The 14,495-nt window shown below is 66.9% G+C and carries 19 protein-coding genes; 12 read left to right on the top strand and 7 right to left on the bottom strand.

Annotation, left to right across the window (positions count from 1 at the left end):
- Positions 1 to 69: 69 nt before the first annotated feature.
- Genes UC35_RS16695 through UC35_RS16675 form a run of 6 tightly spaced genes read left to right on the top strand, consistent with a single transcriptional unit; the run spans position 70 to position 5,914 of the window.
- Positions 70 to 681, top strand: coding sequence for a tetratricopeptide repeat protein (locus UC35_RS16695; protein ID WP_061501663.1), 612 nt, complete (start codon positions 70 to 72; stop codon positions 679 to 681).
- Position 682: 1 nt separating this feature from the next.
- The gene (locus UC35_RS16690; RefSeq protein ID WP_158513929.1) at positions 683 to 2,905 is read left to right on the top strand and encodes a YcaO-like family protein; all 2,223 of its coding nucleotides are present in this window, start codon (positions 683 to 685) and stop codon (positions 2,903 to 2,905) included.
- An 18-nt stretch (positions 2,906 to 2,923) separates the two neighbouring features.
- Positions 2,924 to 3,115: a hypothetical protein gene (locus tag UC35_RS23720; RefSeq protein WP_145979513.1), complete on the top strand. Its 192-nt coding sequence runs from the start codon at positions 2,924 to 2,926 to the stop codon at positions 3,113 to 3,115.
- 54 nt (positions 3,116 to 3,169) lie between these two features.
- Positions 3,170 to 4,465 (top strand): radical SAM/SPASM domain-containing protein, encoded by a 1,296-nt coding sequence (locus tag UC35_RS16685; protein ID WP_061501659.1) that lies wholly within the window; start codon positions 3,170 to 3,172, stop codon positions 4,463 to 4,465.
- Positions 4,466 to 4,475: 10 nt separating this feature from the next.
- Positions 4,476 to 5,468: a hypothetical protein gene (locus UC35_RS16680; protein WP_061501658.1), complete on the top strand. Its 993-nt coding sequence runs from the start codon at positions 4,476 to 4,478 to the stop codon at positions 5,466 to 5,468.
- Positions 5,465 to 5,914, top strand: a complete 450-nt coding sequence (locus tag UC35_RS16675; RefSeq protein WP_061501656.1) for a GNAT family N-acetyltransferase — start codon at positions 5,465 to 5,467, stop codon at positions 5,912 to 5,914. Before UC35_RS16680 ends, UC35_RS16675 begins: the two co-directional genes overlap by 4 nt.
- Before the next feature lie 63 nt (positions 5,915 to 5,977).
- Here the strand turns inward: UC35_RS16675 and UC35_RS16670 are convergent, their stop codons facing one another.
- On the bottom strand, positions 5,978 to 7,366 hold the full coding sequence (locus UC35_RS16670) for a phosphomannomutase/phosphoglucomutase (RefSeq protein WP_061501654.1): 1,389 nt from the start codon (positions 7,364 to 7,366) through the stop codon (positions 5,978 to 5,980).
- Between the two features lie 191 nt (positions 7,367 to 7,557).
- Here UC35_RS16670 and UC35_RS16665 point away from each other — a divergent pair, with 191 nt between their 5' ends.
- Genes UC35_RS16665 through UC35_RS24080 form a run of 4 tightly spaced genes read left to right on the top strand, consistent with a single transcriptional unit; the run spans position 7,558 to position 10,650 of the window.
- Positions 7,558 to 9,069: a DNA-3-methyladenine glycosylase 2 family protein gene (locus UC35_RS16665; protein WP_061501651.1), complete on the top strand. Its 1,512-nt coding sequence runs from the start codon at positions 7,558 to 7,560 to the stop codon at positions 9,067 to 9,069.
- Positions 9,066 to 9,560, top strand: coding sequence for a methylated-DNA--[protein]-cysteine S-methyltransferase (locus UC35_RS16660; protein ID WP_061501649.1), 495 nt, complete (start codon positions 9,066 to 9,068; stop codon positions 9,558 to 9,560). The genes UC35_RS16665 and UC35_RS16660 overlap by 4 nt, the downstream gene beginning before the upstream one ends.
- 29 nt (positions 9,561 to 9,589) lie before the next feature.
- Entirely contained in the window at positions 9,590 to 10,489 is a 900-nt protein-coding gene (locus tag UC35_RS16655) for a DMT family transporter (RefSeq protein ID WP_061503889.1), read from the top strand.
- Complete coding sequence (locus UC35_RS24080) at positions 10,486 to 10,650, top strand: hypothetical protein (protein ID WP_173861262.1); 165 nt, start codon at positions 10,486 to 10,488, stop codon at positions 10,648 to 10,650. Before UC35_RS16655 ends, UC35_RS24080 begins: the two co-directional genes overlap by 4 nt.
- Positions 10,651 to 10,670: 20 nt before the next feature.
- Here UC35_RS24080 and UC35_RS16650 read toward each other — a convergent pair whose 3' ends face one another.
- Positions 10,671 to 10,997: a hypothetical protein gene (locus UC35_RS16650; RefSeq protein WP_061501648.1), complete on the bottom strand. Its 327-nt coding sequence runs from the start codon at positions 10,995 to 10,997 to the stop codon at positions 10,671 to 10,673.
- 93 nt (positions 10,998 to 11,090) lie between these two features.
- Between UC35_RS16650 and UC35_RS16645 the strand changes: the two genes are divergently transcribed.
- Entirely contained in the window at positions 11,091 to 11,855 is a 765-nt protein-coding gene (locus UC35_RS16645; RefSeq protein WP_061501647.1) for a hypothetical protein, read from the top strand.
- A gap of 3 nt (positions 11,856 to 11,858) precedes the next feature.
- Here the strand turns inward: UC35_RS16645 and UC35_RS24010 are convergent, their stop codons facing one another.
- The 4 genes from UC35_RS24010 to UC35_RS16640 form a co-directional block, all read right to left on the bottom strand.
- Entirely contained in the window at positions 11,859 to 11,996 is a 138-nt protein-coding gene (locus tag UC35_RS24010; protein ID WP_158513928.1) for a hypothetical protein, read from the bottom strand.
- Positions 11,997 to 12,011: 15 nt separating this feature from the next.
- Positions 12,012 to 12,164 (bottom strand): stereocilin, encoded by a 153-nt coding sequence (locus tag UC35_RS23715; RefSeq protein WP_145979511.1) that lies wholly within the window; start codon positions 12,162 to 12,164, stop codon positions 12,012 to 12,014.
- Positions 12,165 to 12,189: 25 nt separating this feature from the next.
- Entirely contained in the window at positions 12,190 to 12,363 is a 174-nt protein-coding gene (locus UC35_RS24005; RefSeq protein WP_158513927.1) for a hypothetical protein, read from the bottom strand.
- A 113-nt stretch (positions 12,364 to 12,476) separates the two neighbouring features.
- Positions 12,477 to 12,752 (bottom strand): hypothetical protein, encoded by a 276-nt coding sequence (locus tag UC35_RS16640; protein ID WP_061501644.1) that lies wholly within the window; start codon positions 12,750 to 12,752, stop codon positions 12,477 to 12,479.
- 160 nt (positions 12,753 to 12,912) lie between these two features.
- Here UC35_RS16640 and UC35_RS16635 point away from each other — a divergent pair, with 160 nt between their 5' ends.
- On the top strand, positions 12,913 to 14,079 hold the full coding sequence (locus UC35_RS16635) for an acyltransferase family protein (protein WP_061501642.1): 1,167 nt from the start codon (positions 12,913 to 12,915) through the stop codon (positions 14,077 to 14,079).
- On the opposite strand, the gene UC35_RS16630 is transcribed toward UC35_RS16635, so the two are convergent.
- Entirely contained in the window at positions 14,042 to 14,422 is a 381-nt protein-coding gene (locus UC35_RS16630) for a hypothetical protein (RefSeq protein ID WP_061501640.1), read from the bottom strand. The two genes, UC35_RS16635 and UC35_RS16630, sit on opposite strands and share 38 nt — an antisense overlap.
- Between the last annotated feature and the right edge of the window lie 73 nt (positions 14,423 to 14,495).

The following is a 14,495-nucleotide window of genomic DNA, read 5'->3' as shown; positions in this document are numbered from 1 at the left end:
ACGACACGTTTAGTTCACCGCTAAACCGTGAAGAGAATCGGCCGATATATTGGTCAGGAAGGTGCCGAAATGAACCAAGGTCCCGTGTCGAATAGCCCTGAAACCATCGCGTACGCCGCCCGAGAACTGCTGGATGCCGGCATGGCCGCCAGTCGGGCGAACGACTCCACCCGCGCCTTGTCGCTCTTCGCCCAAGCCGGTGCCACCGCGCCGGGCTGGGCGCTGCCGCATTTCCTCTCCGGCTCGGAATACGCCGCCCTGGGTCAATGGGCCGAGGCCGAAGTCGAACTCGCCAATGCGGTCCTGCTGGAGCCTGGCCTTGAGATCGCCCGCTACCAGCTTGGTTTGCTGCAATTCAGTTCCGGCCGTTCGTCCGCGGCACTGGTCACCTGGCAACCCCTGGCCGCATCAGTCGACTCGCCGTGGCTTGCCGATTTCGTGCAGGCATTCGCGGCGCTGGCCCAGGACGACTTCCCACAAGCCAAGGCTTGTTTCGGATCAGGCCTGCGCCGCGACGGCGTGAATCCTGCCGTCGCGTCCGATATCGAGAAAGTCCTGGCCGGCATGGCAGCGCAGCGGCCGCCGCAAGCCGCTGCAGGCTTTGCTCCATCCAAAGCCGCCCGGTCCGATGCCTCCTCGCACGTGCTGGTCGCAAACTACGACAAGTTCAAGCTGCACTAAATTGAAGCCGCCTGTTCAAATCCCCGTTCCATTCGGTCACTGGCTCATCGCCGGGGACGAACTCACCTGCCGACTGCCGCGGCGGAAGGTGACGGTACACGCGCCGCACGAGCTGCTAGCGATGCTGATGGAGCTGTGCGATGGCAGTCGCAGCTGGAGCGATGTGGTGGCGAGCCTGGGCAAGCGCTGGCCGGTAGACACCGTCACCGCTTTCATGTCGCGCCTCGTCATGGAGGCCGTCCTGGTCGAAGCCGGCGAACTCTGGGCCCGCTGGAGCGAGGTCGCGCAACTGCCGCAGCAACATGCCACGGTGGCGACCGAGGCGAAGATCGCGGCATTGCCGGCTCGCGCACAGTCGCGCCTGCTGCCGGGCGAAGGCCTATGGGCTGAGGCGGTGCGGTCACGGAAGAATGCGCTCGCCGTGACGCTGGACAAGCGCGAGAGTTTTCGCACCTTCACGGACGAGGCACTGTCGCAGGAGGCGCTGTGTTCCATCCTGTGGGCGGCGCACGGCGTCACTCGGGCGCCCGCCACGGCTGGAGTCCCGTGGCACCGCACTTCCGGATCCGGCGGCAACATGCACAGTGCTCGTTGGTTCGTCGCCGTACTGCGGGCGCTCCCGCTGGAAGCGCATGGCGGCACGGCACTCCCGCCAGGTGTGTACGAGGCGCGCTTCCATCAGTTGGGCGGCGTATCCTTGAAACGCGTTCCGGGCCATGCGCAGGACGCTTGGCGTTGCCTGCGCGACCCGCGGGTTCTGCGCTATGCGTCGGCATTGCTGCTTCCGGTCTATGACATCGCCATCCCCGCGCAGAAGTACGGCAACCGTGCCACGTTGTTCGCCCTGATTGAAGCTGGCCAATGCCTTCAGAACGCGCAACTGATGGCCACGTCCCTGGGCGCGGCCAGTGTGTTGCGCGGTGACACATCAGCCGAAGAGACTCTCGCGTTGGCCGGCCTGGACCGGCGTGGCGCGGCGTGTTGGGTGCCCGTGCCCGGCATGGTCGTCGGCGCGCGCCCTTCGGTCGACCAGCGCGCTCGGCAAGCCGCCGATGATCATTTGCGCGTCTCCCGCAGTATGCAGGCACCCGGATCCGGGGGATTTGCCTTCGCGGCCTTTGCGCCAGCTCCGCAGCTTGCGGGCAGCGGCCGTGCGGCCAGCGCCCCGGAAGCCATGACCAAGGCCGAAGCCGAAGCCTGGGAGCGGCTTGGGTGGGCCACGCCTTCCCGCGTGTTCGAAGCACGTGTGACCGAGCTCGAATCGCCCTTGCAACCGCAACACATAGTCGCCTACTCACCGCGTCAGTACGCATCGGGCGGCTTCGCGTTCAAGCCCTTCGTTGCACGCCGCGCGTATCTGTGGGGCGAAGCGCTCGACACCGAGTCCGGACGCTCACATGCAGTGCTGGCCGATTGTCTCCATGCGCTCGACAGCTTGCCGAGCAAACACCGGCGATACGCATACACCAACGCCAGCACATCCGGAGTAGCGGCGGGCATCCGCTTCGAGGATGCGCTGATGCGCGCCACGCTCGAACTCATTGAACGCGATGCCTTTGTATGTTCGTGGCTCACCGGCGCGGCACCCGCATGTGTCGAACCCGATTCATTGCCGCGCGAGGCGCAACGGCGGATCGCGGGCTTGCGATCCGAAGGCCTCGACATCACCGTGCTGGACCTCGCCAACGCCTGGTGCCCGGTGCTCGCCGTATTCGGGCAATCCCATTCGCTGCCGTTCACGGCCATCACCGCTGCCGCGGCATTCTCTCCCGAACATGCACTCCGGAAGGCCCTGGATGAAGCCGAAGGCCGCTTCGGCCATGCGCGCCATTTTCCGGCGGCGCAGCCCGGCGACAACGCAATGAGGGCCATTGAGCGCTACTACCGCGACGCACGTACCTATCGCCGCTCTGATTTCTTCGCCCAGGCAGCGCTCAGCACGCGCTTTCGGTCGGTTGGGCGTGGCTGTGCCCACAATTGGGATGCGCTTCAGTCGCGCCTGCGCGCAGAGGGGCTTCGTCTGTATGCAGCCGACATCACGCCCCAGGGTGCGGCCGCTGATCAGGGCCGTACGCCGTTGCACATCGTGCGCGCCTTCGTACCCGGCCTCGTGCCGATCTGGTTTCACCGTGGCACGCAGCCCCAAGGCATGCCCAAGTTCAATAGATCCGCCAGCGCGCGTGGAGGCAGGCCTGGTGGCCACTTTTTCCATCCCTTTACCTAGCAAAGCAAGGAGAAGCCCATGCGAAGCCAACTGAAGAGCAAGACACAGACCCGCAAGCCGTTCCAGTGGGGAATTTCGAGCACCACGATCAATTTCATGAAACCGAGCGAACTCGAGGCCGTCCGCGACGGTTCAGCCAACGACTGCTCCAAGGTCTCACCGCTGCCGCAACCTAAACGCAAGCCCGCGCGCCGCAGCAGAGCAGCCTGATCACCACAACCGGGCCGGGGCGGACCATTCCGCCTCACTCGGATCAAACCTGAGATGTACATCCTGCACTGCCTGGACCACGAGGGGCGCGAGGTTCGTTTGCGCTATTCCCCTCACGACAGCACGCTGACGGACGAAGATGGGCAGCCTTTGCTCACCGACACGATCACCCAGGGACACAGCGACGCACTTGCGATCTCCCCGCACGCACCAGGTCGGAAGACGGCCGGCCCGAAGACGCTCAAAATTCAACTGGGCATGCGCTGCAACTACAGTTGCAGCTACTGCAACCAGGCAAGCGAAGCGGGCGCGGGTCTGGTCACCAAAACCGCGGACGCAGATGAGTTCCTCGCCGGCCTAGATGCCTGGCTCCAAGGTGTACCCGAGCGCATCGAGTTCTGGGGTGGTGAGCCCTTCCTCTACTTCGCCAAGCTGCAAAAGCTGGTGCCCCAGCTACGTCGGCGTTTTCCGGATGCTGCCTTCAGCATCGTCAGCAACGGCAGCCTCCTCGACGAGGAGATCATCGATTTCATCGAGCGTCACGACATTTTTGTCGCGATCTCGCACGATGGGCCTGGGCACCACCATCGCGGGCCCGATCCCTTCGAAGACCCGAAGCAGGCGCGTTGGCTGCGTGAGTTCTGGCGCCGGCGCGGCGGCGCCAGACACCGCGCTGCATTCAACTTCGTGCTCACGCCGGCCAACGCGGACGTTGTCGCCACGCGGCGCTGGCTGGCCGAACGTGTGGGCGACAATTCACTGCTGGTCGACACCGAAGGCATCGTGACGGTTTACGACGACCGCACGGCGGGCGGCGTCGGTCACTGGACTGCTGAAGACTACAAGCGCCTCAGCGACAACTTGCGCGAAGGCTTTACCAACGGCGAAGCGCTGAAGATCCGGGACATTGCCCACCGTGCGCAGGACTTCATTGAATCCCTGCGCACCCGCAGGCCTTCATCCTCCCTGGGTCAGAAGTGCGGCATGGACCGTGAGGACAGCCTGGCCGTGGACCTCAAGGGCAACGTGATGACGTGCCAGAACACGGGCGCGCAGGGCAGGCATCGCATCGGAGACGTCACCGACATGGCTGGCGTGAGGCTCGACACGGCCACACACTGGTCCCATCGCGAGAGCTGCAAGCACTGCCCGGTGTTGCAACTGTGCAAGGGCTCGTGCATGTTCTTGCACGACGAGCTTTTCGCACAGTCCTGCGAGAACGAATACCAGTTCAACCTCGGGATCCTCGGTGGAGTGCTCGAGCACGTCGCGGGCCTCTCGTTGCAGTCGGTGTCCGGTGACATCAGGCGTCCGAAGGCCCCACGCGTCTTCAAGCTAACCAGGGAATAACCACTCGCCTATGTTCTTCCTCACCGGCTATCTGAACCACGCGGCCAGCATTCAGGCGGCCACGGCCGAATTCGGCATCAAGGCGCGCATGGACCTGGCCAACTTCTCGCTCGAACTTGGCAAAAGCGTGCAGCGCCGCGTCTGGAAGCCGCGCTTCGTCGGCGCCGCGCAGGGGCGCACCGCCTACATCGACCGGATGGGCCCCAATACGCGAGGCTTTGCCGGCTGGCTTCCCTACGACATGCGGCGCTGGCCCGTTGCCTCCGACAAGGCCGAGTTCAAGAAATTTGCCGCAAGCAAGGACGTTCCCACGCCCGCTGCCTGCACGGACGCCTCGGCGATCGGAGGTCCGTTCCTGATCAAGAAGTTCCGCTCTTCTTTCGGGGAAGGCATTCGTGGCCCCTTCCTCAAATTCGATCCGGGCCAGCTCGACCATGCGCTGCGCGACGGCGAGTACTACGAGAACTTCATCCTCGGCCACATCGTGAAGGCCTGGTACTGGGGCTCAACCTGGGGTGCGATTGAAGTCCGCCAGCCACCGGTAGTCACCGGTGACGGCCACACTCCGCTGCGCGCGCTTGTCCAGGCCAAGCTCGACAGCGCACCAGACCGCCCTCACGATTGGCAGGCGTTAAGTGACCTTGCCAGGTACTGCGGTGTGCAGTCGCTCGACGATGTGCCAGCGCCGAGTCGGGAAGTCCTCATCGATTTCAAGTATGGCTCGCGCTACGAGCCCACCAGCCGCGCCAACCGAAACGTCATCGACAAGCTCCGGGCTACGCCGCTTGCGTCCCAGTTCGAGCGCGCCGGCGAAGTCTTCTCCCACAGCATCACGGACTACGGCGACGCCTCGCTGTTCACGCTCGACGCGATGGTCGACTCAGAGGGCACCGTGTGGTTCCTGGAAATGAACTCCAACCCCATGGTGCACCCGGATCTCTACCCGCTCGTGCTGCGCGACCAATTCGACGCCGCTCGGGCACGATTGCCCTTGGCCGCGTGAGCCGAATCCGCCTTGCTCGTACGGACGACATGGACGCCCTGGTGTCCTTGTTCGATGCCTACCGGCAGTTCCACGGCAAGCCCTCCGACGAAGCAGCCGGACGAAGCTACCTGGGCGATCGCTTAGAACGGCAGGACTCCGTCCTGTATGTTGCGGAGGACGATCAGCAGCGACCGGTCGGGTTCGCGCAGCTCTACCCTTCGTTCTCGTCCGTCTCGCTGGCGCGCACCTTCGTCCTCAACGACCTCTACGTCGATCCGTCGTGCCGCCACGTTGGCATCGGCTCGGCGCTGCTGAAGGCGGTGGTGCAGCACGCCAAGGACGCAGGCGCTTTGCGCGTCACCGCTTCCACCGCTATCGAGAACACCACCGTGCAACGACTGAACGAGCGCAACGGAATGGTGCGAGACCGCTCCTTTTACGTCTACCACATCCGCACGTTCTGATACTCAGCAGTAATTGACGTTCTGGCCTCGCAACTGGCATTGGCCCAAACGGCATGCGCGCCGTCAGTGAGCCGCTTCGCCGATCGCTGCGTCGGGCTTGTAGCGCCGCAACAGCGCCAGCATGTCGCGCTCGATCCGGTGCAGGGCATCGGGCGTGTGGCCCTCGAAACGCATCACCAGCACCGGCGTGGTGTTGGAGGCGCGGATGAGGCCGAAGCCGTCGGGCCAGTCCACGCGGACGCCATCGATGGTGGAGACCTGGGCCGGTGCCTCGAAGCGGGCGCCGGCGGTGAGCTGGTCGACCAGCGCATGCGGCTCGCCTTCGGCGCACTTCACGTTCAGCTCGGGCGTCGAGTAGCTGGTGGGCAATGCGTCGAGCAAGGCGCTGGGGTCATCGTGGCGCGAAAGGATCTCCAGCAGCCGCGCGCCGGCATAGGTGCCGTCGTCGAAGCCGAACCAGCGCTCCTTGAAGAAGATGTGGCCGCTCATCTCGCCGCCCAGCGGCGCCTGGATCTCCTTCATTTTCGCCTTGATCAGCGAGTGCCCGGTCTTGAACATCAGCGGCACGCCGCCGGCCTCGCGGATGGCGGGTGCCAGGCGCTGCGTGCACTTGACGTCGAACAGGATGGTGCCGCCCGGCACACGTTCGAGCACGTCCTGCGCGAACAGCATCATCTGGCGGTCCGGATAGATGTTGTTGCCGCCGCGCGTGACGATGCCCAGCCGGTCGCCGTCGCCGTCGAAGGCCAGGCCCAGCTCGGCGCCATGCGCACTGATCGCGGCGATCAGGTCCTTGAGGTTCTCCGGCTTGCTCGGGTCGGGATGGTGGTTCGGGAAGTTGCCGTCGACTTCGCTGTAGAGCTCGATCACTTCGCAGCCCAGCGCGCGGAAGATTCCCGGCGCCGAAGCACCGGCGACACCGTTGCCGCAGTCCACCACGATCTTCATGGGGCGTGCGAGCTTCACGTCGCCGAGGATCCGGTCGCGATACGGCGCGAGAAGGTTGATGTTGCGCACCCGGCCCGGTTGCACGGCGGCGCCGGCCTCGGGCCCAGCCTCCATGCGCCGGCGCAGCGCCTGGATCTCCTCGCCGTGGATGGCGCGGCCGGCCATCACCATCTTGAATCCGTTGTAGTCCTTCGGGTTGTGGCTGCCCGTGACCTGGATGCCGCTCGCGCACACCGTGCTGGTGGCGAAATACAGCATCGGCGTCGTGGCCATCCCGATGTCGATGACGTCGACGCCCGAAGCGAGCAGCCCACGCACCAGGGCCGCGCTCAGCGACGGGCCGCTCAGGCGCCCGTCGCGTCCGACCGCCACCACCTTCTCGCCCTGCTCCTGCGCGATCGTCCCGAAGGCATGGCCGAGCGCCTCGGCGACTTCTTCGTCGAGCGTGGACGGCACGATGCCGCGGATGTCGTAAGCCTTGAAGATGGAGGCGGAAAAACGCATGGACCTGCTTCCCTGACTTGTCTTTGGAGCGAAAGATTGTAGGCGGCGACAGCGGGCGGATGGGCTCGAGCACCGCTGCAAAGACACACTGTTGAGTTACGGTTTGCGACTCGGAAAGCATGGCCGGGCAGCCTTTGGGGACATGTCCGAAAACGGCCAGCCGGGCGCCGGCCGCTACGTATGATTTCCCCATGTCCCCGAACCCGCCCCTGCTGCAAGCCGATGCCTGCTACCTCGCACTGAAGGCGCGCGACGCGCGCTTCGACGGGCGCTTTTTCACCGGCGTGACGTCGACCGGCATCTATTGCCGGCCAGTCTGCCGCGTGCGCACGCCCAAGCGCGAGAACTGCCTGTTCTTCGGCCATGCCGCGCAGGCCGAGAGCGCCGGCTTCCGCCCTTGCCTGCGCTGCCGGCCGGAGCTGGCGCCCAATTCGGTCATCTGGTCGATCCAGGATGCGAGCGCCATCCTCTCGCACCAGGCGGTGCGCCTGCTCGACGAGCCGGAAGCCTGGCGCGGCGAGTCGCCTTCGGTCGAAGCGCTCGCGCGCCGGCTCGGCGTCAGCGATCGCCACCTGCGTCGCATCTTCGAGGCGCAATTCGGCGTCTCGCCGGTGCAGTACCTGCAAACGCGCCGGCTGCTGACGGCCAAGCAGTTGCTGGCCGACACGGACCTGCCCATCACGCAGGTAGCGCTCATCAGCGGCTTTGCCAGCGTGCGCCGCTTCAACGCGGCCTTTTCCGAACACTACGGACTCAATCCGACGCAGCTGCGGCGCCAGCACACGGCCGCCGGCACCGATGCGCTCGCGATCCGGCTGGCCTGGCGGCCACCGTACGACGCGCAGGCCATGGTCGGCTTCTTCGCGGCGCGTTGCATCCGCGGCGTCGAGCACGTGGACGGGCAGCGGCTGGCGCGCACCCTGGCCATCGACCACGGCGGCAGGCTGCACAAGGGCTGGATCGATGCGCGATTCGATGTCGACCGGCACCAGCTGCTGCTGCGCGTCGGCGAATCGCTGCGCGAGGTGCTGCCGCTGGTCATCCACCGGGTGCGCGCCGCCTTCGACCTGGATGCCGACCCCGAGGCCATCAACGGCGTGCTGCACGAGAGCTTCCCGTCGGGCGACGGACTGCGCGTGCCAGGCGCCTTCAGCGGCTATGAGCTGGCGCTGCGTGCGGTGCTCGGCCAGCAGATCACGGTGGCCGCTGCACGCACACTGGCGCAACGGCTGGTGGACCGGTTCGGCGAGCCCATCGAGACGCCGCAACCGGGCCTGAGCCACTTGTTCCCGCAGCCGTCGGTGCTGGCGCATGCCGATGGCGACGCGCTCGGGCAGCTGGGCATCGTGCGCCAGCGCCAGGCCGCGATCGTCGCGATCGCCCGCGCCGTCGACGAAGGGCGGCTGCAGTTGCATGGCGGCGCCGATGTGGCCGCCACCATCTCGGCGCTAACGCAGTTGCCGGGCATCGGCGAATGGACGGCGCAATACATCGCCATGCGCGCGCTGCGCTGGCCCGACGCTTTTCCGGCGGCCGACGTGGCCCTGCACAAGGCGCTGGGCGTGGCCGGCACCGCGCAGCCGGCCAAGGCCGCGCAAACCGCATCGCAGGCATGGAAACCCTGGCGCAGCTATGCTGTCATCCGTGCCTGGGCCGGGACCACAAGTCCTGTCAATCACAACGCCCCAGGAGGTACCTCATGAAGTTCCATCCCGACATCGTCAAGACCCGCTGGATCAGCCCGCTCGGCCCCATGATCCTCGCCGCCACGCCGCGCGGCATCGCCGGCCTGTGGTTCGAAGGCCAGCGCCACATGCCCGATCACGGCAGCTGGCCGGAAGACGCCGGCCATCCCTTGCTGCGCGAAGCCATCACGCAGCTGCAGGCCTACTTCGCGGGCGAGCGCGACGGCTTCGCCCTGCCGCTGGACCTGCAAGGCGGCACGCCCTTCCAGCAGTCGGTCTGGCAGGCGCTGCTGGCGATTCCCTGCGGACGCACCACCAGCTACAGCACGCTCAGCCGCGAGATCGGCATGCCGGCGGCTGCGCGCGCCGTCGGCGCGGCGGTGGGCCGCAACCCGATCAGCATCATGGTGCCCTGCCACCGCGTCATGGGCGCGGGCGGCGCGCTGACCGGCTATGCCGGTGGCCTGGAGCGCAAGAGTGCACTGCTTAAGCTGGAGAGGGCGCCTTGAGCAGCATCGATTCGTCCGCCGCGCCGGTGATGCACGGCGTCCAGCGGCGCCGCAGCTGGGTCGTCGATTTCATCCTGCTGGGCGCGATCTGGGGCTCGTCCTTCCTGTTCACGCGACTGGGCGCGGTGGAATTCGGCGCCGTGCCGACGGCTGCCGTGCGCGTGGCCATCGCCTCCGCATTTCTCGTGCCGCTGCTGTGCCTGCGTGGCCAGGCCGGGGTGCTGCGCGCCAACTGGAAGAAGGTCTTCTGGATCGGCGTGTTCAATTCCGGCATCCCCTTCATCTGCTTCGCCTTCGCGCTGCTGTCGATCACCACCGGCTTGTCGGCCATCCTGAATGCCACGGTGCCCCTGTTCGGCGCCGTGATCGCCTGGATGTGGCTGGGCGACCGCCTGTCGGCCCCGCGCGCGCTGGGGCTGGCGATCGGCTTCGCCGGTGTGGCCGCGCTCGCCTGGGACAAGGCCAGCTTCAAACCCGATGCGTCGGGCTACGCGCCGGGCTGGGCCGTGCTGGCCTGCCTGCTGGCGACCCTGTGCTACGGCTTTTCGGCCAGCGCCGCCAAGCGCTACCTGGGCGGGCTGCCGGCGCTGGCCACCGCCACCGGCAGCCAGCTGGGCGCGACGCTGCTGCTGGTGCCACTCGCCTGGTGGTTCTGGCCGCAGCAGGCGCCCAGCCTGCAGGCCTGGCTGTCGCTGGCGGTGGTTGGCGTGATGTGCACGGGCGTCGCCTACATCCTGTATTTCCGCCTGATCGAGCAGGCGGGTCCTTCGCGCGCGTTGGCCGTGACCTTCGTGGTGCCGGTGTTCGCGGTCATCTACGGCGTGGCCTTCCTCGGCGAGTCGGTCACCAGCTGGATGATGATCTGCGGCGCCGTGATCGTCTGCGGCACGGCCCTGTCCACCGGCTTGCTCAAGTGGGGGCGCCGTTGAACTCGGCGCGCAGGATCAAGCTGCGCGTGGCGCCGCCCAAGCCGCGCAACCCGCTGGTAGCCGCTGCCGCGCAGCGCAAGGCCGGCTCGCACCGGAAAGCCGAAGCCGCGCGGCGGCGCGCGGACAAGATCGCGCTGCAAAAGGAACTGAGGAAGGCCTGAAGGCGTGAGGACTCGCGGTCTCAGAACCGCGGCAGGTCCTTGATGCTGCGCCCTGGCGCCTCTTCGGCCAGGGCCAGCGTTTCGGTGCCTTCGGGCAGGACATCCACCTTCACTTCCGGCCCCGGCTCCAGCCCGCCCTCGTCGTCGGGGAACAGGCTGATGATGGTGTCGCCCTCGACCAGCCGGTCGACCACCTCGCTCACGCGGGTGGGCGAGGGACGCAGGTCCCACTGCCTCTGGGTCGCATCGAACAGGCCCATCATGGCCTCGACCATCTGCGTGCCGGCATACCGGACGGCCGTGATGCCGTACTTGGCTCTCGCAACCATGTTGGCGCTCTCAACCATGCAGCAATTTTGGTGGACCCCCCGGGGGTCGCGATAGGTCAACCGCGACATTGGCCGTGGGAAGGAACCTACGGGGCTAAACTGGTTTTCGCAATGAGCCTTCCCCTCTCCCCTCCGGTTCCGATCGCCACGACAAGCGCGATCTCGCTCGGCAAAGCTCATGCACGCCGTCTGCGCGAGATCTATCGTTCGGCAGGCTGGCCCTGCCAGGACCCACTCGAGATCGAACTGCTCGCGGCCGGTCTGCTGGACCGCGTGCGGGAACCCACCGGCCATGAGTGCCTGCGTGTCACCGATGCCGGCATCGCGCTGCTGGCCGCCACGCTCTCGGCCAACCGGCGCGCATTCTCCGCCCACGAAACACTGGTCGAACGGGTGGCGCGCGAGATGGCCCGCGCCGGCCGCATCGCCTGGCGCGGACTGGCCCTGCGGGCTCAGGTACCGCAACAGGGCGGCGGCGAGTCGCTGCGTTGGTGCGTGGCCATGCCGGATGTCTTCTCGATCCGCAACACGTCGGTCGCCAGCTATGTCGAGCCCATCGTGCACGAGGTCAAGGTGCGCCGGGCCGACCTGCTCGCCGACTTGCGCAACGAAGCCAAGCGCCAGGCCTACCTGGACCTCGGTGAGTGCTGGTATGTGCTCGGATGCGACGCGCGCGGGCGCAGCATCGGCGATGCGAGCGAGGTGCCGGCGGAATGCGGCGTGCTGGCGCTGGAGGAAGAGCGGCTAGTGGTCGCGCGGGCGGCGCCGCGCCACTCGCGCGGCGAGTTGCCGTTCGGCGTCTGGATGGCGCTGGCCAAGGCCACGCCGGTGGCAATGGCGGACGAGGACGCGCAGGGATTGCTCGGCGGGGCCTGAAGCTCAGTCGGACCTGGCCTCCCCGGCATCGGCCCGGCCGTCGTCATCGCTCGGGATGTCGTCCTCTTGCCACAGGTCGGGCTCTTCCTTGTCCTGGCCCGGGGTGGGCGGGGTGATGCCATGCGGGATCGAGGGGCTCATGCGGGATCCTCCAAGTCAAACGGTCGGCGGCCTGGCGTGTGGATCCTCCGGCTCGGCCGGCGGCAGTTGCGGGCCGAAGTCCGGTTCGATCGGCAGGTGCGTCGGGTTCGGGGCGGTGGGTTCGGGAGCCGGCGGCAAAGGCTCGGGCTCGACAGGATGCGTGGACATGCGCAGGCGCTGCTCTCAAAGAACTTCAGAAGCCGCTCTTCTGGCCCCACGGATCGGAAACACCGTCATGCGGCGCGGGCGCGCCCTGCGGCGGCGGTGGCGTCGGCTGATCCGGATCCGGCGGCGAAAAGCCGTCGTCCAGCAACGGCTTCTCCGGCTTGTCGTTGTGCAGGCTGGGGTCCACCTCGTACGGAATCATGGCGGCTCTCCTTGCGAGCCCATGGTGCAACGACGAAGCGTGCCGTCACCTCGGCATTCGCGCCATCCGCGTGTAGTCGCAGGACTATGCGCCGGCCAACATTGCGACGGTGCTCAGCCGCTGTCCTGCGACAGGCGCTGAGCCTCGCGGCGCACCACCGTGCTGGGCTCGTGCGTGAAGGGAAGGCGCGGCAAGCCGATCAATGCCTGCAGATGGGCATGGGCCCGGTCCATGTCGGCACCGATCATTGCCAGAGCGACCTCATGCCCCGGTTCGTTGCGGGCGACTTCGAGATAGGCGGCGCGAAGGCGTTGGTAGTCGGCCTCGGCGCGCGAGACTTCCTGCTGCAACGCCTGCACGCGGGCTTGTTCACTGCGGGCGTAGCGCATTACTTGAACTCCATAGCCCGACGATCCTAGGAAACGCGACATTTCGCCGGTGTAGGACAAGCGACACATCCGGCGCAGGCGCCGTCCGTCGCGCACGCACGAAGCGGCGGCGAAAGTGGAAGAATGAGCCGGCCCCGGTTCCGCACACCTCACGCCCTCCATGCCGCCGCCCGACACGCGCACCCCCATCCGCTTCGAGGCGCTGGACGGATGGCGCGGCCTGTGCGCCTGCTTCGTCGTGTTGTTCCACTTCCACGGCTACAGCCCGCTGTACTCGTCCTCCCTCATCCGCAACAGCTACCTGTTCGTGGATTTCTTCTTCGTCCTGTCGGGCTTCGTCATCGCCTACAACTACGCGTCCCGGCTGGACAGCTGGCAAGGCGTGAAAGCTTTTTTCATCCTGCGGCTGGGGCGGCTCTATCCGCTGCACCTGGCCGTGCTGCTGGCCTTCGTCGCCTACGAAACGCTCAGGCTGACCATGGGGCAGCCCGCGTTCACCGGCGAGACCCGCCCATCGGCCGTCATCACCAACCTGCTGCTGCTGCAGGGCCTGGGCATCCACGACAGCCTGACCTGGAACGGGCCGAGCTGGTCGATCAGCACCGAGCTGTGGACCTATGTGCTGTTCGCGCTCGTGTGCCTTTGGTTCGGCATGCGCGACTGGATGCTGGTCGCCGCGGCTTTCGTGCTGCCGTTGTTGCTCTTCCTTCTGTCGAAGTCGGGCATGGACACCACCTTCGACTGGGGATACCTGCGGTGCGTGCTGGGCTTCGCGCTGGGCGTGGCCTGCTGGCGCGTCTACAGCCTGGCGCCAGCGACACGGCGCCCCCTGGGTACGGCGGCGATGACCATGCTGGAGCTCGCGATCGTGCTGGCCGTGGCCGCCTTCGTGTCCGCCGCCGGCACCTCGCCGCTGTCGTTCATGGCGCCCTTCGTGTTCGCGGCCGCCGTGCTCATCTTCTCTGCCGAGGGCGGCCTGGTCAGCCGGTTGTTCCGCGGCCGGGTGATGAGCTGGCTGGGCATGCTGTCCTACTCGATCTACCTCACGCACCTGCTGGTCGTGACGCTGGCGCCCCCGATCATCAAGCGCCTGATGGGCAAGGAACTGTGGACCGCCATGCCCTTGCCCAACGGTCAGTGGGTCATGGCCTTCGGCCGCAACGACCTCGAGGGCACGCTGTTCTACGGCGTCGCCCTGGCGGCGACCCTCGCGCTCAGCGCCCTGACCTATCGCTGGGTCGAGGTGCCCGGGCGGGAGCTGTCGCGCAAATGGCTGCGCCGCCCGCGCCTCAACGCGGCGGCCGCGAAACCGCAGCAGCAGTCCTGATCCGCAGCAGCAGCAGCCAGCCAAGCAGCACCCCGGCCATGTCCTGGGCGACCCCGGCCAGGTTGGGATGGCGGTCGATAGCGAAGAACTGCAATCCCTCGGTCAACAGCGCCAGCGCCAGGCCGGCCGCGGCCAGGTGCCAGTGCGTCACATCCCAGAAACGTGCCAGCGGCAGCATCGCGGTGATGGCCGCGAACAGCACGACATGGGCGATGGCCGAGAGATCGATCGGGCTTTGCAGTGGGTCGAGCGCGGCGTGCTTCCAACTGCCCGGCATGAGGGTGCCGGTGAGCAGCGCGACAACCAGGGCCAGGGTGAGGAATCGTGCCTGTTGCGTTCGCATTGCTGGCGATTGTCGTTCATGAACTGCTTGCGCGAACTGCGTCCGCGCTCGCCTGTCGTCACGGCGCCACCGG

Origin of the sequence: Ramlibacter tataouinensis (assembly GCF_001580455.1) — a bacterium.
GTDB classification, from domain to species: Bacteria; Pseudomonadota; Gammaproteobacteria; order Burkholderiales; family Burkholderiaceae_C; genus Ramlibacter; species Ramlibacter tataouinensis_B.
This window is presented reverse-complemented; position numbering and strand designations above follow the sequence as displayed.